The sequence below is a fragment of the Nostoc sp. JL31 genome (genome assembly GCF_017114965.1).
GTDB classification, from domain to species: domain Bacteria; phylum Cyanobacteriota; class Cyanobacteriia; order Cyanobacteriales; family Nostocaceae; genus Nostoc; species Nostoc punctiforme_A.
On sequence record NZ_JABXKO010000110.1, the window covers coordinates 64,341 to 85,124 of the forward strand.

Annotated in this window: 17 protein-coding genes; 7 read left to right on the forward strand and 10 right to left on the reverse strand. The window is 41.9% G+C overall.

From position 1 onward, the window contains the following. Positions 1–73 precede the first annotated feature (73 nt). From HWQ43_RS27840 to petB, 3 genes are all read right to left on the reverse strand, one after another. Positions 74–517, reverse strand: coding sequence for an anti-sigma regulatory factor (locus tag HWQ43_RS27840; RefSeq protein WP_292739730.1), 444 nt, complete (start codon positions 515–517; stop codon positions 74–76). A gap of 663 nt (positions 518–1,180) precedes the next feature. After that, the gene (petD, locus tag HWQ43_RS27845) at positions 1,181–1,663 is read right to left on the reverse strand and encodes a cytochrome b6-f complex subunit IV (RefSeq protein ID WP_094352635.1); all 483 of its coding nucleotides are present in this window, start codon (positions 1,661–1,663) and stop codon (positions 1,181–1,183) included. A 258-nt stretch (positions 1,664–1,921) separates the two neighbouring features. Continuing rightward, entirely contained in the window at positions 1,922–2,569 is a 648-nt protein-coding gene (gene petB, locus HWQ43_RS27850) for a cytochrome b6 (RefSeq protein ID WP_099102529.1), read from the reverse strand. Positions 2,570–2,976: 407 nt separating this feature from the next. Between petB and ctpA the strand changes: the two genes are divergently transcribed. Further along, on the forward strand, positions 2,977–4,221 hold the full coding sequence (ctpA, locus tag HWQ43_RS27855; protein WP_292739678.1) for a carboxyl-terminal processing protease CtpA: 1,245 nt from the start codon (positions 2,977–2,979) through the stop codon (positions 4,219–4,221). 56 nt (positions 4,222–4,277) lie between these two features. On the opposite strand, the gene HWQ43_RS27860 is transcribed toward ctpA, so the two are convergent. The 4 genes from HWQ43_RS27860 to HWQ43_RS27875 all read right to left on the reverse strand — a co-directional run bounded on the left by HWQ43_RS27860 (position 4,278) and on the right by HWQ43_RS27875 (position 13,754). Then, a complete protein-coding gene (locus tag HWQ43_RS27860) occupies positions 4,278–10,607 on the reverse strand; it encodes an AAA family ATPase (RefSeq protein ID WP_292739680.1) in 6,330 nt (2,109 codons plus the stop codon). Positions 10,608–11,679: 1,072 nt separating this feature from the next. Beyond that, positions 11,680–12,561, reverse strand: a complete 882-nt coding sequence (gene ylqF, locus HWQ43_RS27865; RefSeq protein WP_292739682.1) for a ribosome biogenesis GTPase YlqF — start codon at positions 12,559–12,561, stop codon at positions 11,680–11,682. Between the two features lie 31 nt (positions 12,562–12,592). Beyond that, positions 12,593–12,976: a VOC family protein gene (locus tag HWQ43_RS27870; protein ID WP_292739684.1), complete on the reverse strand. Its 384-nt coding sequence runs from the start codon at positions 12,974–12,976 to the stop codon at positions 12,593–12,595. Positions 12,977–13,175: 199 nt separating this feature from the next. Beyond that, positions 13,176–13,754, reverse strand: coding sequence for a Uma2 family endonuclease (locus tag HWQ43_RS27875; protein WP_292739686.1), 579 nt, complete (start codon positions 13,752–13,754; stop codon positions 13,176–13,178). A 604-nt stretch (positions 13,755–14,358) separates the two neighbouring features. Here HWQ43_RS27875 and HWQ43_RS27880 point away from each other — a divergent pair. The 4 genes from HWQ43_RS27880 (at position 14,359) to HWQ43_RS27895 (ending at position 18,303) form a co-directional block, all read left to right on the forward strand. Then, positions 14,359–16,074 carry a Mu transposase C-terminal domain-containing protein gene (locus tag HWQ43_RS27880; RefSeq protein WP_292739688.1) on the forward strand — a complete coding sequence of 572 codons (1,716 nt, stop codon included), beginning with the start codon at positions 14,359–14,361 and terminating at the stop codon, positions 16,072–16,074. A 3-nt stretch (positions 16,075–16,077) separates the two neighbouring features. After that, positions 16,078–16,914, forward strand: coding sequence for a TniB family NTP-binding protein (locus HWQ43_RS27885; protein ID WP_292739691.1), 837 nt, complete (start codon positions 16,078–16,080; stop codon positions 16,912–16,914). Beyond that, positions 16,914–17,432 carry a TniQ family protein gene (locus HWQ43_RS27890; protein WP_292739693.1) on the forward strand — a complete coding sequence of 173 codons (519 nt, stop codon included), beginning with the start codon at positions 16,914–16,916 and terminating at the stop codon, positions 17,430–17,432. Before HWQ43_RS27885 ends, HWQ43_RS27890 begins: the two co-directional genes overlap by 1 nt. Before the next feature lie 169 nt (positions 17,433–17,601). After that, positions 17,602–18,303 (forward strand): hypothetical protein, encoded by a 702-nt coding sequence (locus HWQ43_RS27895; RefSeq protein WP_292739695.1) that lies wholly within the window; start codon positions 17,602–17,604, stop codon positions 18,301–18,303. A gap of 390 nt (positions 18,304–18,693) precedes the next feature. Here HWQ43_RS27895 and HWQ43_RS27900 read toward each other — a convergent pair whose 3' ends face one another. From HWQ43_RS27900 to HWQ43_RS27910, 3 genes are all read right to left on the reverse strand, one after another. Further along, positions 18,694–18,891 carry a hypothetical protein gene (locus HWQ43_RS27900; RefSeq protein WP_292739697.1) on the reverse strand — a complete coding sequence of 66 codons (198 nt, stop codon included), beginning with the start codon at positions 18,889–18,891 and terminating at the stop codon, positions 18,694–18,696. A 136-nt stretch (positions 18,892–19,027) separates the two neighbouring features. Next, on the reverse strand, positions 19,028–19,333 hold the full coding sequence (locus tag HWQ43_RS27905) for a helix-turn-helix domain-containing protein (protein WP_292739699.1): 306 nt from the start codon (positions 19,331–19,333) through the stop codon (positions 19,028–19,030). Further along, complete coding sequence (locus HWQ43_RS27910; protein WP_292739701.1) at positions 19,330–19,848, reverse strand: hypothetical protein; 519 nt, start codon at positions 19,846–19,848, stop codon at positions 19,330–19,332. Before HWQ43_RS27910 ends, HWQ43_RS27905 begins: the two co-directional genes overlap by 4 nt. Before the next feature lie 287 nt (positions 19,849–20,135). Between HWQ43_RS27910 and HWQ43_RS27915 the strand changes: the two genes are divergently transcribed. Beyond that, positions 20,136–20,309, forward strand: a complete 174-nt coding sequence (locus tag HWQ43_RS27915) for a ribbon-helix-helix protein, CopG family (RefSeq protein WP_292739703.1) — start codon at positions 20,136–20,138, stop codon at positions 20,307–20,309. Next, on the forward strand, positions 20,275–20,649 hold the full coding sequence (locus HWQ43_RS27920; RefSeq protein WP_292739705.1) for a TniQ family protein: 375 nt from the start codon (positions 20,275–20,277) through the stop codon (positions 20,647–20,649). Before HWQ43_RS27915 ends, HWQ43_RS27920 begins: the two co-directional genes overlap by 35 nt. Positions 20,650–20,784 lie beyond the last annotated feature (135 nt).

Here is a 20,784-nt window from a genome sequence, read left to right on the forward strand (position 1 = left end):
TGTAGAGAATAAAAGCCCTCGTTTTTTGTCGATACTCCTTCCCTACACTCCGCTCATAAGAAAAATTTCATTGTTACTTTTGTGCTTCTACAGAATATTTGACAATGAGCAGGCAATTTCTACCATCCGCACCACGTTCGTATACAACCCGGTCAGCCAACCGTCGGAGGAGGAACCATCCATACCCACCTACTTGCAGAGTACCTGGGGCTGGCTCTGCGATCGCATCAGGATTGAAAGGTTTTCCGTAATCCCAAATTCTAATTTCTAGTCGGTCAATCCACAGATAAACGTTAATTTCAATGATTGTTTCCGGGGGTAAAGCATGATGAGCGTGACGAACAGCGTTGGTAAAGCCTTCTGCTAATGCTAAATTGAGGCGATCGAGTTGGGTTTTTGACCAGCCAAGTTGAGACAAGTGTTGCAGACAAAATTGCTCAAACCATTCTTGCACCTGGTTTAAGAGCCTGAGTTCGCTCTTAACAGTCAGATGGTCTTGCTGCACTATACTAAGCATTAACTGTGAGTTGAATATAAGTAAACCCAAGTTGCTAGTTATTAAATTCTGCGCTGTTCGCAAAATTTCTCTCACATAAAAAAATCTAAATTGACATATTCTGTGTACCAAAATACAAAACATGAACGATTTTGGCATTCTGAGGATTGTAACTAGCAACTTACGTTAAGTAAGAAATGTTTGTATTTGTTGACTTTTGATGATTTGAGATTTTGGAATAGCTTTTCCATCCAAAACTTCAAATCCCAGATTCAATCTGAACTATTGAAGAAGAATAAGAATTCAGAATAGAGAATTCAGAATTCAGAATGAAATCAGTGAGGGATACCCTGCGGGATCTTGCTACAGATCCAACACTATTTTGTTGATCACTAAAAAAAGCATATTTAGTAGGGAACTTAAACCCATTTATTCAGATACCATCTATGAGACGCTATGCGTAACTTGCTTTCCTGTAGAATACACGGACTCGCATTGAATGGCGCGATCCGCTTTTTCGTTTAGAATTTAATTCTGTTAGCGGATAGCTAAGGTTTAGCCCATTCTGGCTTCTGACTTCTGAATTCTTTCCTGTTAAAATTGACGCCTGTTGATTGTTTTCAAAAGCACATCTGCATCTGCTCTTGAAACTCACAGGCGTCAAAGCACTTTGTGGTGACTAATTTAGAATAGTCCCAAGGTCAAAGATTTATCCAATGGCAAAGCAGCACCAATACCCAGCCACAAGGTGACAAGAGTACCAACGAGGAATACTGTGGTTGCGACTGGACGGCGGAAGGGGTTTTGGAACTTATTCACGTTCTCAATAAAGGGAACGAGGATTAGCCCTACTGGTACGGAACCCATTGCTAACACTCCTAAAAGTTTGTTAGGAAGCGATCGCAAAATTTGGAAGACTGGATACAAGTACCACTCTGGCAAAATTTCCAATGGTGTAGCGAAAGGATTTGCTGGTTCACCGGTCATTGCAGGATCTAGCACAGCTAGAGCCACAATTGCAGCGAAGGAACCCATGATCACAATTGGAAAGACGTAAAGTAAGTCATTAGGCCAAGCGGGTTCACCATAGTAGTTGTGACCCATGCCTTTAGCGAGTTTGGCTCTTAACTGAGGATCGCTCAGGTCAGGTTTTTTTTGTGTTGACATTTTGAAATGTGCTCTCCTGCTTAAGTTAAATTAAAGCATTTGTGAAAGCTATCAGCTACTAGGCAACCAACAGGCAGCAAACAGCGTTTTTATATCTACAGTCATCCGCCTGAAGGTTTTCTATAGCTTGAGGCTTCAGATACAAGTATTTATTTTTGGAACTTATGTGCAATTAATTTCTTGTGTTTCATAAGTTTAAAACAAACCACTCGATCTGAAAACTAACAAATGTATGTTGCCTTTCGCCAATAGCTGAGATTACAAAGGCCCGGAAATGCCTTGCTTGCGGATCATCAAGAAGTGAAACAGCATGAATACTGCAATCAACCAAGGCAGTACAAATGTGTGTGCGCTGTAGTAACGAGTTAGTGTTGCTTGACCAACACTAGAACCGCCACGCAGCAGGTCGGAAATCAGAACGCCAACTACAGGAATTGCTTCTGGTACGCCGCTAACGATTTTTACAGCCCAGTAGCCAACTTGATCCCAAGGTAAGGAATAGCCGGTGACTCCAAAGGAAACTGTAATCACAGCTAGGATGACACCACTTATCCAGGTCAATTCGCGGGGCTTTTTGAAACCACCAGTCAGATAAACCCGGAAGGTATGCAAAATCATCATTAATACCATCATGCTGGCAGACCAGCGATGGATGGAGCGAATTAGCCAACCAAAGTTGACTTCATTCATGATGTACTCTACTGAGGAGAAAGCTTCAGTTACTGTTGGCCTGTAGTAGAACGTCATGGCAAATCCAGTAGCAAACTGGATGAGAAAGCAAACCAAGGTAATTCCACCCAGGCAGTAAAAGATATTGACGTGGGGAGGGACGTACTTGCTAGTAACGTCTTCGGCGAGTGCCTGAATCTCCAGGCGTTCCTCAAACCAGTCGTAAACGTTGGCCATACAATCTCAAGTTCCTAAAAGTCGGTTGCGGTTGATAAATCCCGAAGTTCTGAATCGGCAGAAGCCTTCGCTCAGACTTCTCTCCCAAGTAGTAATTTTGGGATTTTAGTAAAGGGGAGTTTTTTTGTTTGCTTTTCAGCTTTTGGCGTGCTAAGAGACTTCAGAAACTTTACACTCTGTAAAGATGGAATATATTGCGATCTCTTTCCGCCCCTACACACAAAATAGTGGACACAAAGTAGATTTTATCCTTTGGTGAGTGGATACGATGCATCAATTGACTGAACAACTTGATGAGAAAAATGCACCACTTCTATAAAAAAAGTAACATAATCGAGAGATAGATTTCATCAACAACAGAGGAAGTGGGCATTATCTAGGAAATTTGGGTTGAGGTGGAATTGATAATGGGGTTCATGAACAAACAAGTCTTTCGGGTTGGATTTTCATTGTTAATGGCGTTTTGCTTGGCGTTGGGTACGCTCACTCAACCAGCGCTGGCTTTAACGGGGGAACAAAAGCTGGTTTCGGAAGTTTGGCGAATTGTTAATCGTACTTATCTAGATGAGACCTTTAATCATCAAAACTGGGCGGCTGTGCGGCAAAAGGTTCTGGAGAAGCCACTGGCAGACTCAAATGCCAGTTATGAAGCAATTGGAAAGATGCTCAAGAGCCTCGACGATCCTTTTACTCGTTTTTTAGATCCAGAACAGTACCGCAGCTTGCAGGTCAATACTTCTGGGGAACTGACTGGGGTAGGATTGCAAATTGCCTTGAATTCTGAGAATGGGAAATTGGAAGTGGTGGCTCCCATCGCCGGTTCACCGGCAGATAAAGCGGGGATTAGACCACGCGATCGCATTCTCAAAATTGAAGGTGTTTCCACAGAAAATCTCACTCTTGATGAAGCTGCTACCAGAATGCGCGGGCCTAGTGGCAGCCTTGTGACTCTCTTGATCGAACGAGACGGAGAGGCAGAAACGGAAATTAGACTGACGCGCGATCGCATTGCTCTTAACCCTGTAGTTTCAGATTTGCGTGTTTCTGCTGAGGGTACACCCATTGGCTACTTACGTCTTACACAATTTAATGCCAACGCTTCAACGGAATTGGCACACGCTATTTCTAGTCTAGAAAAAAAAGGCGCTGCTGCCTACATTCTAGATTTGCGAAATAATCCTGGGGGGTTATTGCAATCAGGAATTGAAATTGCTCGTCTGTGGTTAGACTCTGGCACGATTGTTTACACTGTTAACCGACAAGGTATTCAGGGTAGTTTTGAAGCCTTTGGGCCCGCCCTGACGAAAGATCCTCTGGTGATTTTGGTGAATCAAGGAACTGCTAGTGCCAGTGAGATTCTTGCCGGCGCACTCCAAGATAACGATCGCGCCCAGTTGGTAGGCGAAACCACCTTTGGCAAGGGTTTAATTCAATCCTTGTTTGAATTATCAGATGGTTCGGGTTTGGCAGTGACAATTGCTAAGTATGAAACTCCTGAACACCGAGATATTAACAAACTAGGTATTAAGCCAGATAAGGTTATTTCCCAACCAGCCATTAACCGCGAACAGATTGGCACGGAAGCGGATCTGCAATATCAAGCAGCAGTTGAACTTTTGGTGAAAAATTCTGTGGTGGCGGGGAAAGCTTGAACAACGGGACAAGGAGACAAATCAGGTGGGGGTTCAGACTCCATCTGATGATTTAGTTATGCCGATAATGGTAGCTGAATCACAAATTCAGTTCCTTCGCCAAGTTGGGAATTCACCGCGATCGCTCCGCCATGTTTTTCTACAATAATTTGACGAGCGATCGCCAATCCTAATCCTGTGCCTTTACCGACAGCTTTTGTCGTAAATAAATGGTCAAATATTTTTTGTTTTACCTCTTCATCTATACCTTTTGCATTATCAGCGATTGTAATTATAACTAGATTATTTTCGACTGTAGTTGTAATTTTAATACAGTTTGGATTTGCTTTAATTTCGTCAAAACTGTGACCTATATTTGATTCCTCTAAGGCATCAATAGCATTTGCTAAGATATTCATAAATACTTGATTTAATTGTCCAGGGAAACACTCAACTTGAGGTAAATTATTATATTCAGTTATCACTTCAATTGCTGGACGTTGCTCGTTCGCTTTGAGACGATGTTTCAAAATTAAAATCGTGCTGTCGATGCCTTGATGAATATTAAATGGTACTTTATAATCTTTATCAGCACGTGAGAAAGTTCGTAAACTGGTGCTGATATTTTTCAGGCGATCGCACGCCATCGACATGGCATCAATCATCTTAGGCAAGTCTTCTAAGCTATAATCCAAATCAATTTCTTCGGCATGGTTAAGAATTTTATCACTCGCATTAGGCAAGGTTTCTTGATAGAGTTTTAAGTGTTCGATAATATCAGCAAAAGTAGGTTTAGCTTGTTTGAGACTGGCAGCAATAAAACCAAGGGGATTATTCATTTCATGAGCCACACCAGCAACTAAGTTGCCTAGTGCTGACATTTTTTCACTTTGCACCATTTGCAATTGGGCATTTTGTAGATCGGTTAACGCTTGTTCTAAATCTTGTGATTTTTGCTGCAAGGCAAGTTCAGTAAGTTTGCGTAAGCGAAGCTCGTTGTAGACATCGCTAATATCTCGCATCACAACTACTGCACCGAGTTTGTTACCTGAAGAATCAGCGATCGCTTGTCCACTTGCTAATAAAATTCTTTTAGAACCATGCTTTGGCGCAATTACCATTTCGGTATTTTCAACGATTTCCCCTTGTAGAGCGCGAAACAGAGGAATTTCTGTTTTTGATAGGGGTGTTTGACCATCAGGTTGATAGAGATCGAAGTGTTCTGTCCATTGTTCTGGTGCTAATGATTCTACTGGTAAGCCATGAAATTCATGAGTTGCTTTGTTAAATAGAGTCAATTTGCCACTAGCGTCGCAAACAACAATCCCATCTGTAATATTGTGAATAATGGCATTCAAGAACTCTCGTTCTTTGGCTAAAGATGCTTCGGCCTGTTTGGCATTAGTAATATCAATCACCACCCCATCCCATAGGGTTGCACCATCGGCTTGTCGCTCTGGTCGAGCCGCAGATTGAATCCATTTCATGGTTCCTGAAGGCAGGATGATGCGCCATTCTTGCTCAAAGGGTGTGAGATTTTGGGCTGAGTAGGCGATCGCTTCAGCAATAGCTGCTTGATCGTCAGGATGATGCATAGCGTAAAGGCTATGCGTACCTCTCATTACCTGCTCTGGCTGTAACCCATACAAATCAAAACAGCCAGAGCTAACGTAGGGTATCGAAGTTGAACCGTCCGCCGCCAGACGGAATTGGTATACCATCCCAGGAATATTATTTGCCAAATTTTGGAAGCGGATTTCACTAGCCTGCAATTTGGCTAAAGATTGTGTTAGCTGTTGAGCGTAGTTCTGAGAATTTTGGTAAATTCGGGCATTTTCTAGAGAAATTGCGGCTTGGGCGCAAAGTAAGTTCAGCAGTTCGACGCGATCGTTTGTAAAGGCTCCGGTTGCCAAATTATTTTCCAGGTACAATACGCCCAGCAATTTGCCCTGATGCAAAACTGGGCTGCACAAGATACTCTTGGGTTGCTGTTGCTGAACATACGGATCATTGAGTAGTTTTGGATGCACCGTAGCATCAGTAATTACTACTGGTTTTAAGTTGCGTTTAACATTATTAATTAAGCCAACTGGCACATCAACAGAGTCTTCAACAGGCTCTGGTTTGAGCAACATCGAGTAAAAATCGACCTTGGCAGCGTTTACACCGCTCAGGGAAACCTGTGCTAAGGCCTGAACTAGCAACCGATCTGACTGCAAAAGCATGAATACACACTTATCGGCTCCAGCATTTTCAATGACGATATGCAGCAAAGCTGAAAGCAGTTTTTCGAGTTCGATTTCCCCAGAAAGGGTTTGGGAAGCTTTGAGAATAGTAGCTAAATCTAAAGCAACAGAGACGCTACTGGAAGTGGCGGAACTGGTGGAGGTGATACTCCCCAAGGTGAAGATAGTTTCGTTAGTTGAGAGGGGAGAACGGGTTTGCTCTAAGATGGGGGCGAGGAGTTGGGGATAGCGTCGTTCCAAGTCGGCGACTTTGGCTTTAGCCCCCCAACGAGTATAGCCATAGTAGGCTTGGGTCATATATGACTGAGCAATCCGCTCTTTGCGCCAATTGAGGTAGAATTTAGCTGCCAGTTCATTGGCAAGGGCTTCTTCTTGGATGTAACCGTGTTCTTTCGCTAGAGTTATGGCGCGATCGTACAAATCTATTGCCTCTGATTTCTGCCCTAACACTCGGTATCGGTCAGCTTCAACTAAATAAAATTTGTGCAGGTGATTTTCTGGAGCATGGTTAGCCCACTTTTTCATTTTTTCCTGATTTTTAGCCACCCGTTGCAGAATGTGTTGCTGTTGTGCTTCACAAACCTGAGAATAGATTGCCAGATGGGCTAGAGAATCATAGGTGTAGCAAAGCGGAACTATGAATAAGCCTGTAGCACCACCGATATAGTTTTCAGCAGCGATCGCAGCTTCTACCGCCAACTCTAACTTGCCAAACATGTAACACAGACCAAGTTGGCTGGCATAGAAATAGTACAGCGCAGTCTGATCGCCCGATCGCTGGAGGGCTGGCACAATTTCCTCTCGATTAAAGGCATCTCCACTCAGCTGCCAAGGTTCAGCAGAATCGCCGATCATATTCAAAATTGCTTGCTGAAAAACAGTCAGATGACTAGTAAGACCTTCTTGGTTGAGGTGCGCGAGCTGATCTCGGAAGGCAGCGCTCTGTCGGCTGAGATCGCTTAGTTCTTTGCCCATAAACCAACAGTATGAGATGTAAATGAATCCGCAAATAGCAGCTGATTCTAAATCTCCCGTTTCCAATCCAATTTCGTAGCCTTCCCGGAGAAACGGTAAGGTGTTCTTGAGCGGCTCTTTCCAATGCCACACACTACAATGAATTCCGACATAAACTCTGGATTTCAGTTCTTTGGCATTAAAATGTTCGAGCAACAAAAGTGCTAGTTTTGCACACTCATAGCCAAAGTCAATCTCTCCTACCATTCCACAAAGTATTAGTCCATAGTAGGCATAGCCAATTGCCGAAAATGAGCTATTGCCATATTGAACCGATAAATTAACCTGTTCGAGGACAATAAACGGTAACAGCGCTGGAGTTACAACAAAGGCAGCAGAAGAGACAGCGGCAAGAATCCGTACAACAGCTAACTTATTAGGGTCTGACATCTGGGGTAGAGTCATTAAGTCTAACGGTTGCCTTCCAGCCAGGATCGATTTAGTCGCCTTGAATGCCTGTGCAATATCTAATTGACTGGGTTGCCCCGAAAAACTTGTTCCTAGATGCTCTACAATCTTTAGGGCAATCTGCACTGCCTCTATAAATTGATGTTGGGCTTGAGCAGCTTGAATTTGAACTTCATAGACCTTGACCGTATCCAACAAGTTTCTAGAGTGTTCTGTAATGACTGCCGCCAATTGTGTCATCTGTTCAAAGTTGCCGCTCAGGTAAGCGGCTTCAGTGGCCGCTTCGTAAAGGGCTAAGGTTAACTCATACTGCGTTTGCCACATATCCTCAGCTAACAAGGCGATGCCTGTAGTGCAATACTCAAATGCGCCTGTATAGGCAGTTGCGGCTCTGGCTTTTTGTCCAGCTTTCAGATTGAGTTGGGCGAGTTCTATTTGCTGAGATAGATCGACAATTAGAGATTTACCGATATTAAGTTGGTTAACGATTTCAAATAATTTTTCGTCTTGTTTAGCAACAGGCGTATGAATCATTAATAGTTGCCCAATTTTTAGGTGAGCAATCTGTTTTTGTTCATCTGGAATCAGGAAATAAGCAGCTTGCTGGACGCGATCGTGCAAGAATTTGTAAACTGTCATTTGTCCTTTGTCATTTGTCATTTGCAAATGACAAAGGACAAATGAGGCATCCTGATAAAACTTGTAAATTTCATTGGTAGGAATGATAAATCCTTCTTGCAATGCTTTCCACAAGTCTGAAGCGGTTTCTGCCTGCGACTTTTCATAAACGATCGCTAACGTCGCCAAATCGAACTGATTGCCGATACAGGCTGCCAGTTTCAGAACATTTTGAGTGATGTCGGGCAATTTTTGAATTTGTTGTGCCATAAATTGCACCACATCATCAGTGAGAGCAAGCGATGTCTGACGACAAGCCGCTACGTGTCTACGCACTTGCGCTACATCACACTGCCAAAAACCAACCTCCCAATCAAAAGTAATCAACCCATCCTCATGTAGCGCTTTCAAAAACTGAGTTGTGAAAAAGGGATTGCCTTTGGCTTTTTGATAAACTAACTCTGTTAACGGTAATGCCTGTGCCGTTGTGTAACTGAGGGAGTCGGCGATCAAATGGTTCACATCTGCTTGACTCAAGGCAGCTAGGGTCAAGGTGTTGACGCCAGAAGATGCCTTTTCAATTTCATCTAGCGTCAACATGAGTGGATGAGCCGCAAACACCTCGTTATCGCGGTATGCACCAATAATGAATAGATGGCTGCAATCACTCTGAGTCATCAACAGCTTCAGCAAATTGAGCGAAGCCAAATCTGCCCACTGCAAGTCATCGAGAAACATCACCAACGGATGCTCTCTTTGAGCGAACACCTGAATGAACTTTTGGAACAGCAGATGAAAACGGTTCTGTGCCGCACCGCCCGATAGTTCAGCGAGCGCACGCTGTTTGCCAATCATCTGCTCCAGTTCCGGAATTACCTCGATCAGGAGTTGTCCGTTCTCTCCCACTGCCGCTAAAATCTTTTTCTGCCATTGCTTTAGCCGAGGATCATTTTCACTAAGCAACTGTCCGATTAGGTCACGAAGGGCTTGTAAAAAAGCAGACAGAGGAATGTTACGGTTGAACTGGTCGTATTTGCCCTTGATGAAGTAGCCATTCCACCGCACAATCGGCTTATGCACTTCATTGACGACTGCGGTTTTACCAATACCAGAGAAACCTGCCACTAGCATCAATTGAGAGCTACCATTGGCAACTTGACCAAATGCTTCTAGTAAGGTCTTGACTTCCGATTCCCGCCCGTAGAGCTTTTCGGGTATGAGAAAGCGATTGCTGATATCGCGCTGTCCTAAATCAAACCAGGTGTGTTTGCCTGTTTCTTGCCACTGTTCTAAGCAGGTAACAAGGTCATGTTTAAGTCCTAGCGCGCTTTGATAGCGGTTTTCGGCGTTCTTTGCCATCAGTTTGCGGACAATTTCGCCCAGCATCAAGGGCAATTTGGGGTTGAAATCGCAAAGGCAGGGTGGAAGTTTCGCAATGTGGTAATGCACCAACTCCATTGGTTCATGGGACTCAAAGGGCAATTTTCCACTCAGTAGTTCAAAGAAAGTCACGCCTAAAGAATAGAAGTCACTGCGGTAATCAATGCCTCTATTCATCCGTCCGGTTTGCTCTGGCGACAGATAGGCTAGCGTTCCCTCCAATCCATTGAGGCTTTGGATTTCCTGGGTTTCTCGTGGTAATAGCGAGGCAATACTAAAGTCAATCAGCTTGATTTGTTTCGTGTCAGGATGAATCAAGATGTTGGCTGGCTTGATGTCTTTGTGAATGACGCGCTGTTGATGTAATTGGTGTAAAGTGTGAAGCAGTTGCAGAGCAATGGGTAGAAATTGCTCTAATATTAGTGTTTTTCCTTGAGTAAATTGCCGCAGGGAAACACCACCAAAGTCTTCCATGACTAGGGCATAGCCATTATGATGGGCTTCCAGGCTGTAGGGTTTGATAATGCCGTGAATATTTAGGTTTTTAGCGATCACATATTGGTTGCGAAACTGTACTAATTCAGTAAAAGTTGGGAATTCTCGTTTTAAGAGCTTGATGACAACTGGTAGACGATCGCATTCTCGAATTGCCCGATACACTTGAGTACGAGAACCTGAATAAAGTTTCTCGATGATTTGGTAGCCAGCAATCCTTAAAGTTCCATCAACTTTTGCGCTCATAAATTTTCACGAAAATTTACTTTATATTAGTGTTATAATTCCCATTACCATCTCTTAGTTAACAAACGTTTGCGGACATAGTTTTACCAGTACCGATTCATCCCAAAAAATCATGTCGTAATGCTAAAACTGCAAGTACTTTTATTGGCGAATACCCTTTTTTCATAATCTGTTAGTCGGTGTTGGACGTAACCTATCATTTCGCGCAGTTAGTATTTTTTTGTAGTACTAGGTCGTTACAAGTGTCTCTGGAATCTAGCGCGATCGCATTTTTTCAGTAACTATGTGCTACTCCAAGAAATCATATTGGCTGCGCTATTTGAGTCTAGTAGCGCGGCAAGCTTAATTTATTAGGTTGAGTAATTCTGTTAATGATTAGATTTTAATTTTTGTGAGTTTTTTAAACCCAACATTTTAAGCATGTCACGCTACTAGTGTTCTGTCCCATTAATTTTGATGGGTGAATCAAATTTAAAATTCTCTTCTTTCCTTCTTGCTTCGTGTACTTCGCGTCTTCTCTGCGAGACGCTTTGCGAACGCGGTTCGTTCTCTTATCCCTGAAATTTAATGAGACAGACTACTAGTTTAAGCTCAAAGATTTAGCTGATAAAACTGGTCAAAAAATTTATCCAATCAAGGATAGATTGTTGTCAAATTATTTAGCTCGGCAATTAAAACGTCAAGACGTTACCATCTTTATTGCCTAGTTGTTTGGCGCGTAGCGCGGTATAACCCAATACGCTTGGGTTAGCACCAAAAACCTTAAGTTGTGTAGGTTGAGGAGCCACTGTGTTAGGCGGGTTTCCCGATTTGTACCCCTTCGGGGAAGCAAGCTACGCGCAGCGTCTCCCCTTGGGAGAAGCAAGTGGCGTTTGAGGAACGAAACCCAACATTTTCATCACTTTGTTGGGTTGCGCTTTGCTTCACCCAACCTACAATTTTTCACAAAGCCAAGCGTATTGCGGTATAGCCGCGCCATTGCTTGTGACAGTTGCGTAAGTCCTGTCAAACATCAAATAGGTTTCCTATATATGTAGACAATTTGCAGAATTTTTACTCTTTGAATTTAGATTTAATTGGGCGGTAATTCCAAACTCATTTCACCCAACAATCCCTTGCGAAAATCTGTTAAAAGTTGCCTTGCTGCTCGCTCTACATCACCTTTGTAACGATGCTCTGCTAAAGCGTGCAAATAGGTATCTCCGGTGTCTGACGTTGAATCTAGTTGGTAGCGGGACTGTAACGGTTTTTTTGGTAATAAATCTCCGGCTACAGCTTCTAAATAGTTGAGTAAATCCACTAAGGCTGCTGCTACTAGTTGGTTATCGTAAGATGCTTCACCGATATCATCACAAATAGCTAATTTTAAGGCTGCGTCTTGGTCTTCTAATCTTAGAGGGATGACACCAGGAGCATCTAGCAATTCTAAATGTTCGGAAATTCGCACCCAGCGTAGTTGGCGAGTTACCCCAGGACGAGCTGCACTTTCCACGACTCGCTTTCCCAACAGGCGGTTAATTAAAGCTGATTTACCGACATTGGGAAAACCAATCACCACAGCCCGCACTGGACGGGGTAACATCCCGCGATCGCTTCTTCTTTGATTGAGTTCTATCCCAGCGGCTTGCGCTGCCTGCGCTACTTCTGCTATACCTTTACCATGTTGAGCGTTGGTAAAATAAGGGACTTCTCCTTGACGTTTAAACCAATCGATCCACAGCGATCGCATTTGTGGTGTAATCATATCTACTCGGTTAAGTATCAACACCCGTGCCTTACCTTCTACCCACTCACCTATTTGGGGATGGTGAGTCGCTAAGGGAATCCGAGCATCTCGTACCTCAAACACCACATCTACGCGCTTCAGCTGTTCTTTGAGCTTTCTTTCAGCTTTCGCAATGTGACCTGGATACCATTGAATCAGGTTTAATCTATAGTTTTGAGTTATAGCCATAATTAATTACCAAATAAATTATTATCACTTATCAATTATCATTCACTATGGCTTGATGTAAAATCAGACGATTGCCATCAGGGTCATAAGCATATATTTCTCTCCCGTGGGAAGCAATAGAAATGTCTCCTGGTGGAGGATAGCCCAAAGTAGTTAGGTGAGCGATCGCATCTTCTAAGTTACTCACCTCTAAACACAAACTTATCTTACTTTTTGCAATCGCTTCAAATTCCGATTCGTTTGTCTTCTTTGGTTTAAAAATACCTAATCGCATACTAACTAAATTAAACTCAGCATAGACATTTAGAATCAAAATAACTGGCTTTTGCTCCAGCAATTTGGTATAGAAATTAACTAACTTCTCAAAATTAACCGATGCTATGGTGACAAATGCGTTAGTGTACTGAAAAACCATATTGGTTTTAAGTTAGTTGATTTTTTTGCTAAAGAAGTGCGATCGCCAATCAAAAAAGATTCTCACTTTTCTAAAGTTCTTACACTCAGCATTTGCGGCGATGTCGAATCTGGTTTGGTCTTTAAAGAGAGTGTGGATGGTTTAAGCGAATTTAAAAACGTTCAGTGATTGTAGAAATAAAATTAAGATAATCAGTCATCTATACAAAAATCTGCTGCAAATTTAAAACAAAACCAGGGAGAACATCTTCACCCGATAAACTTGTGGGAGATTGTAAAACTTCCGGTGCAAGATTTGGGCGATAAATTATTACGTGTTTATCTTTAGGATTAATTAACCAACCCAGTTGTAAACCATTTGCTAAGTATTCCTCCATTTTGGCTTTAGTATCTTCCACATCATCAGTTTCAGAAACTAATTCCACTGCTAAATCAGGACACAAAGGGAGAAATTTCTTTCTTTGTTCTGGGATAAGAGCATCCCATCTTTCTATTCTTATCCAAGAAGCATCAGGTGAACGAGTTGCCCCATTTGGTAATTTAAACCCAGTAGAAGAATCAAAAGCTTTTCCGAGTTTATTCTGTCTGTTCCAAACTCCTAAATCAAGATACAGTTCAAAATTACGGTTTCCCGTTTCTCCCCCAGTAGGTGACATGATAATTAATTCCCCTTCAGCAGTTAACTCTAGTCGTAATTCTTTATTCACAGCGACAATCTGTGCAAATTCCTCATCAGTAAATTGCAGATTAGAAGGTAATTGTAAGGTTAAAGCAGTCATAATTAATTGCGCTCCACAAAAATCCTAGTTGCATCAAACCCATCTGCTGCTAATAGGGAAGATTTAGCCTCTACCTCTACTTTAGGAATTCTCTCCAACAAATGCCCCATTGTTTGATTTTCTAAAACAATTTTGGGGTAGGTAATAAAGGTGAGAGACTGAATGAGAAAACAAAATCTCTAGTATAGTGTTATATCAATCACCACATACGTAGACTAATTTTTGTATTCCAGACTATCCGTTGCCATTCTTTCTCATAGGGTAAATTAGGTTTATCCCATGAGAGAAAATGACCTCTCGATTTTTTCGTTAGTCTTGTAAAGCTAATGTACATTAACTAATTATTTGTCAATTTAACAAAATATTGTCACAGCGTTCTAAATACCTAAAACCCTGACATAACAATGATTATATCAGGGTTTTTCCTATTTAAGACAGTTATACTCATCCAAGCCAGTATTCACTAATTAGATGTCAAATACCAGATATTTCACAATTTAATTGTCAATCTCCAGAAACCTGGTAAAGTGATGACTTTTCATAAATTAACAAATTATTTGTCATTTAAATAGTATAATACAACTATGTTTTGATAAAACACTGTATGGAAAATGCAGAATCTTCTACAACCTCTACGACTTGGGCAAGCTCCGCAGATGTTAACAACGATCTTGCTGAAGCAAACGTTATAGTTTCTAAACTTTCAGATGAAGCTTTGCTGAAAATGGAGGTGATTCAAAATCTTTTAGAAAATAGCGATCGCACTACATATACTCAAAAGCTCAAGGAAGCAGCAGAAAAGCTTGGTAAGTCAGTACGTACAGTGCGACGGCTAGTAGATACATGGGAACACGAAGGTTTGGCTGGACTGGCGCAAAATCAACGGGTGGATAAAGGGAAGCATCGAGTTGATGAAGACTGGCAAGAGTTTGTATTGAAAACTTATAAGGAGGGTAATAAGGGAAGTAAAAGGATGACTCGCCAGCAGGTATTTATCAAAGCTAAGGCTAGAGCTGATGAACTGGGAGTTAAGCCTCCTTCCCACATGACGGTTTACCGAATTTTGCAACCGTTAATAGATAAAATTGAGCAAGCTAAAAGTATTCGCAGTCCGGGTTGGCGTGGTTCGCGCTTATCAGTTAAAACCCGTGATGGAAAAGATTTACAAATAGAATACAGTAACCAAGTTTGGCAGTGCGACCACACCCTTGTTGATGTTTTATTAGTAGACCAGCATGGCAAAATTCTTAGTCGTCCTTGGTTAACAACAGTTATTGATAGTTATTCGCGCTGCATTATGGGGATTAACTTGGGCTACGATCCACCAAGTTCTCAAGTTGTAGCTTTGGCGTTACGTCATGCAATTTTGCCCAAGCAATATGGTTCAGAATATGGACTTCATGAAGAATGGGGTACTTCTGGTTTGCCGCAACACTTTTATACAGATGCGGGTAAAGATTTTCGTTCCAACCATTTACAGCAAATAGGAGTGCAGTTAGGGTTTGTTTGTCATTTACGCGATCGCCCATCTGAAGGTGGTAGTGTTGAGCGTCCGTTTAAAACTCTAAATACAGAATTATTCTCAACTTTACAAGGATATACAGGTTCAAACGTTCAAGAGCGACCAGAGGAAGCGGAGAAAGAAGCTTGCTTAACGTTGCGGCAGTTAGAGCAAATGTTGGTGCGTTACATCGTTGATAACTATAACCAGCGACTTGATGCTCGAATGGGCGACCAGACAAGATTTCAACGCTGGGAATCTGGTTTAATTGCGACACCTGATTTACTTTCCGAGAGAGATTTGGATATTTGCTTAATGAAGCAAACACGGCGACAAATTCAACGCGGAGGATATCTGCAATTTGAAAACTTGATGTATAGAGGTGAACTCTTAGCGGGTTATGCGGGGGAAAGTGTTGTGTTGCGATATGACCCTAGAGACATCACAACGATTTTGGTTTATTGCATAGAAGGGGATAAAGAGGTATTTATTGCTCGTGCTTATGCTCAAGATTTGGAGACAGAAGAACTATCTCTAGATGAAGCAAAAGCTAGTAGCCGCAAGGTCAGAGAAGCGGGTAAGGCTGTGAGCAATCGCTCAATTTTGGCTGAAGTTAGAGAACGCGAAACATTCCAAACTCAAAAGAAAACCAAAAAAGAGCGTCAGAAAGTAGAACAGGCTGAGGTCAAAAAATCTAAACAACTTATACCTGTTGAGCCAGAAGAATCAGTAGAGGCGGTATTTATTGATAGCGAATCTGAGCCAGAGATGCCGGAAGTTTTTGATTATGAACAAATGCGTGAAGATTACGGATTTTAGAAAATGACTTCAAAACAAGCCCAAGCAGTTGCCCAACAATTGGGTGATATTCCCGTTAATAGTGAAAAATTACAGGCGGAGATTCAACGATTAAATCGTAAAGGTTTTGTCCCACTTGAACAAGTGCAAATTCTCCATGATTGGTTGGAAGGAAAGCGCCAATCAAGACAATCTGGGCGTGTGGTAGGTGAGTCAAGAACGGGAAAAACAATGGGTTGTGATGCCTATAGGCTTAGGAATAAACCCTCTCAAGTTGCAGGAAAACCCCCAACTGTACCTGTGGCTTATATCCAAATTCCCCAAGAGTGCGGTGCGAAGGAATTCTTTGGGGTAATTATGGAGCATTTGAAATATCAAGTAACTAAAGGAACAGTGGCAGAAATTCGAGATAGAACACTGCGGGTTCTTAAAGGTTGCGGGGTAGAGATGTTGATTATTGATGAAGCTGACCGTTTTAAGCCGAAAACTTTTGCCGAAGTGCGTGATATTTTTGACAGGTTGGAAATAGCAGTGATTTTGGTAGGAACTGATCGCTTAGATGCAGTGATTAAGCGGGATGAGCAGGTTTACAACCGTTTTCGGTCTTGTCACCGTTTTGGAAAGATGTCAGGGGAAGATTTTAAGCGAACGGTGGATATTTGGGAGAAACAAATACTGAGATTGCCAGTTGCTTCCAACCTTTCCAGTAAGACGATGTTGAAGACGTTAGGGGAAGCAACTGGAGGTTATATCGGTTTGATGGATATGATTCTCCGAGAGACTGCAATCCGGGCTTTAAAAAAGGGACTGCAAAAAATTGACTTGGAAACTTTGAAGGAAGTAGCTGCTGAGTACAAGTGATGGAAGTGGAAAATATTAAGCCTTGGCTGTTTAGAGTTCTACCATATCAAGGAGAAAGCCTGAGTCACTTTTTAGGACGTTTTCGACGGGCAAATGATTTAACCCCTACTGGGTTAGGTAAAGCCGCAGGACTTGCGGGTGCGATCGCTCGATGGGAAAAGTTTCGGTTTAATCCCCCTCCTTCTCGCCAGCAGTTGGAGGCTTTGGCTAAGGTTGTGGGGCTTGATGCCGATAGGTTAGCACAAATGTTACCACCTGCTGGAGTGGGTATGAAAATTGAGCCAATTCGGTTATGTGCTGCTTGTTATGCTGAGTCGCCATGTCACAAGATGGAATGGCAGCTTAGGGTAACGCAAGGATGCACGAGCCATAAATTAACCTTGTTGTCAGAATGCCCCAACTGTGGGGCAAGGTTCAAAGTTCCATCTTTGTGGGCAGATAATTGGTGTCAGCGTTGTTTTCTGCCTTTTGAGGAGATGATTATCTTTCAAAAACTTATTTATAAGCATGAAAAATAATCAGTTTTTGCTTTTTTATGAAGTAATTATTGATTTTTTATTTCAAAAGTGGTAAGTTCTATTTACATAGTATTTATGTACTAATTAGTACATTTCTGTACTATAATGCCGCTACTTTTCGCCTACTTAAAGGTGAACAACCGTAGGTAATTTAGAATGGAGAAAAATTATGAGCCATAAAACTTTTGAAAGGCAAACTGTCGATGTAGACCATAGCAATCAAGTTTGGCAATGTGACTCTAGTAAGTTAGATATCCTACTGGTAGACCAACATGGTGAATCTGTAACTCTTCCTTATTTAACGTTGATTACAGACAGTTATTCTCGCTGTATTATGGGCTTTCATCTAGGCTTTGATAGACCTAGTTCTCATTCTATTGCCTTAGCATTACGTCATGCTATTTTGCCAAAGCAGTATGGAGAAGAATATCAACTTAATCGCGAATGGGTAACGTATGGTGTTCCTGGAATTCTTTGCGGTGATGCTAGCAGAGATTTTCGCTCTCAACGCTTAGAACAGATTTATTTGCAGTTAGGTATTAATTACCGTCTGCGCGATAACCACTTCAGTCAAGGTGGATTTGCAGAACGTATTTTTCGGAGGATTAATACGGAGTTTATGGCTGCTTTACCTGGATATATAAGTTCTAACATTCAGGCTCAGTCCAGTCTAGATACAGCAGAGGAAGAAGCTTCTCTGACTTTGCAGGAACTAAACTTACGGCTAGTTCGCTACATTGTTGATATTTACAATCAACAGCTTGATGCTACACAAGGAAACCAGACAAGGCTCCAAAGATGGGAATCAGGGCTATCTGTTCAACCAGTTATATTTAATGAGCAAGACTTAGATATCTACTTGCAAAGTTAGGCTTTAAAAAGCATAACTTAGGTAGTGAAATTAAACATGGCTGAATTTGAATAAGAACTTATTCCTAATCCTGGACATTCAGCTATGACTTTTGATGAGATGGTAGATTGCCAGAAGTATTGTTGACTAACAAAACCGCGCAATTCAATAACACTTTTGTAAGGGTAATCAACATATAATCCCCTCTTGGTAGCCTTTATTTTATAATAAGTCAACAGGGGATATGTTTTGAAGTTAATGCTGTTAGGGGAAAGCAAGACATTAAGGACTAAAAATATCCTTGATGTAATTGCTTGTTGTCTGAAATAAATAATATTTGATTAAAATACGCTACCAAAGCACCTCTGAAAGAGACTCGCTAGAATTTAACTGACTTCCAGAATATTAAAATCATGGGGTAATTTGTTCTGCTTGCTCGACTGCTGGATTGAACATGATTGAGAAAGTTGCATTTGGTATTAGTCGGCGCAGAACTTGTGAATGAGCCTTTGCATCACCACGACGACGAAAACGAGCAACTATCTGGTGTTGCATATTAGGAAAATGGCGGACTATACACCAAGGATTTAGCTTTTCAATATAGGTCATAAAATCTATGATTTAGCTAGTGAATTGGAGTTAACAAATGTGGCTCAAATCTTTACAAGATTAAAGCCACCCTACTGTGAGAGTGGCTGGTAAAAAAATGTCAGGATGACATTGCAATTTGTTGACTTTTCGATTCCTACTGATGTCCTGTGAGAGAACAGAGTATCTTCAAAAATTCTTCGGGAATTTCCTCGAAGCGTTCTAGCAGGAAGTCCATCAGGGCAAGATGGCGTAAATCACTGGGCATGGGACTGCGGTAATTGCGACCCTTGGAAAACCAACGCCGGACAGTTGAAAGTGAACGAGAGCAAATACGAGCGATCGCCTCATGATTAACATCCCATTTGGCATAAAAATTCTTGGGTGTCATTCCTAATTGACAGTGGCTGTAAAGGTCAATTAGACTTTGCTCTCGTGCCTGTAAGGGACGCGGATTAGTCATAGCATTGGCTCCGCTTCTAGTGGCTCTAAATCCTCTTCCCAAGCAATATCAGCAGATATCCAAGCAGCACTGAGGCTATCTTTGCTCAACCAAATTAGGTAGCACCAAGTCCAGCAGCAAAGATGGGGAGCAAAGCTATAAAATCTACCGATCGAAGTTCCCCAATCGGTGTCAGAACCAATCCAACGCAATTTGTCGCCATACAAAAAGCGGGGTGTTTTTGCTGTGTTCGCAAAGTCGTCGGGTAAATCAACTGAACTCGCAGAAAATTTCTGGTTAATTAATCTTGGGAGTAAATCGTGGCGATTGAGCGCGATCGCACTCAAATAACTAGCAATTAATTCAGCATCAAGACTCTGAGTTAATTGGGAAATCAACAACGCTGCTAAAGTTTGTTGTTCTCGCTGTTCACAATAGTTGTTGAGTTTCGCCAATAGTTCAGCAATACCGAAGTCATCTAAAGCTTGTAGATAACTTCTGTGTTCATCTGTTTTGTGGCAAACAGGTCTTAACACAATACGGTTCAGTTAAGGCTAAAACTCTTTGTCAAAGTCAATTTTTTTAACGAACCACAGAGGGCACTGAGAGAAGAAAGAAATGCTTAACTGAACTGTATTGGGTCTTAACATGGAATATGTCTCCTGTGAGAAGGAGCCAGAAGCCAGTGCGTCAGCCCTGAGAAAGTTGCGCGCTGGCTTTTGACTTATCAGTAATTATACATAAATTTTATGTGTTTCTATTTAAATTTATTTGTTTTTAGTGATTTAATATAAAAACACATAGAGAAGCTGATAATAGTCACATGGGAAAAGTAACATTGAGTATTTACATGGAAGAAGAAGACAAAGAAGCTCTGCAACAACTGGCGGATGCAGAGGAACGTTCTTTGTCGCAAATGGCAGTGTTAATTCTGAAACGAGCTATTAAACAAGCGCAGACGGATGGAACGATTTTGCCGCCTGGTAAGGGGAAGTGAGGCGATCGCACGATGGGAAAAGTTTCGGTTTAATCCCCCACCATCTGGCCAGCAGTTGGAAGCATTGGCTAAGGTTGTGGAGGTTGATGTCGGGTTAGCGCAGATGTTACCACCTGCTGGGGTAGGAATGAAAATGGAGCCGATTCGGTTATGCGCTGCTTGTTATACCGAGTCACCATGTCATAAGATTGAATGGCAGGTGAAGGTCATACAGGGGTGCGATCGCCACAGATTAAGTTTGCTTTCAGAGTGTCCAAACTGTCGGGCAAGGTTTAAAGTTCCTGCGTTGTGGGTGAATAGTTGTGTCACAGATGTTTTCTGGCGTTTGAGGAAATGGTGAAGTCTCAGAAGCCGATTTAGGATATGGGGAGCGATTACTTTCAGCACTAGCGTAGTAAGCGATTACATTTGTGTCGAGTGATTTGCTGTGATAATCTTGCATTACTAGCTAATTCTTAATGATGCGGTCGCTACC

Excerpts from the sequence above, each read along its gene's own strand:
- HWQ43_RS27840 (WP_292739730.1), bottom strand. The coding sequence starts at position 517 with ATGCTTAGTATAGTGCAGCAAGACCATCTGACTGTTAAGAGCGAACTC.
- petD (WP_094352635.1), bottom strand. The coding sequence starts at position 1,663 with ATGTCAACACAAAAAAAACCTGACCTGAGCGATCCTCAGTTAAGAGCC.
- petB (WP_099102529.1), bottom strand. The coding sequence starts at position 2,569 with ATGGCCAACGTTTACGACTGGTTTGAGGAACGCCTGGAGATTCAGGCA.
- ctpA (WP_292739678.1), top strand. The coding sequence starts at position 2,977 with ATGGGGTTCATGAACAAACAAGTCTTTCGGGTTGGATTTTCATTGTTA.
- HWQ43_RS27860 (WP_292739680.1), bottom strand. The coding sequence starts at position 10,607 with ATGAGCGCAAAAGTTGATGGAACTTTAAGGATTGCTGGCTACCAAATC.
- ylqF (WP_292739682.1), bottom strand. The coding sequence starts at position 12,561 with ATGGCTATAACTCAAAACTATAGATTAAACCTGATTCAATGGTATCCA.
- HWQ43_RS27870 (WP_292739684.1), bottom strand. The coding sequence starts at position 12,976 with ATGGTTTTTCAGTACACTAACGCATTTGTCACCATAGCATCGGTTAAT.
- HWQ43_RS27875 (WP_292739686.1), bottom strand. The coding sequence starts at position 13,754 with ATGACTGCTTTAACCTTACAATTACCTTCTAATCTGCAATTTACTGAT.
- HWQ43_RS27880 (WP_292739688.1), top strand. The coding sequence starts at position 14,359 with ATGGAAAATGCAGAATCTTCTACAACCTCTACGACTTGGGCAAGCTCC.
- HWQ43_RS27885 (WP_292739691.1), top strand. The coding sequence starts at position 16,078 with ATGACTTCAAAACAAGCCCAAGCAGTTGCCCAACAATTGGGTGATATT.
- HWQ43_RS27890 (WP_292739693.1), top strand. The coding sequence starts at position 16,914 with ATGGAAGTGGAAAATATTAAGCCTTGGCTGTTTAGAGTTCTACCATAT.
- HWQ43_RS27895 (WP_292739695.1), top strand. The coding sequence starts at position 17,602 with ATGAGCCATAAAACTTTTGAAAGGCAAACTGTCGATGTAGACCATAGC.
- HWQ43_RS27900 (WP_292739697.1), bottom strand. The coding sequence starts at position 18,891 with ATGACCTATATTGAAAAGCTAAATCCTTGGTGTATAGTCCGCCATTTT.
- HWQ43_RS27905 (WP_292739699.1), bottom strand. The coding sequence starts at position 19,333 with ATGACTAATCCGCGTCCCTTACAGGCACGAGAGCAAAGTCTAATTGAC.
- HWQ43_RS27915 (WP_292739703.1), top strand. The coding sequence starts at position 20,136 with ATGGGAAAAGTAACATTGAGTATTTACATGGAAGAAGAAGACAAAGAA.
- HWQ43_RS27920 (WP_292739705.1), top strand. The coding sequence starts at position 20,275 with ATGGAACGATTTTGCCGCCTGGTAAGGGGAAGTGAGGCGATCGCACGA.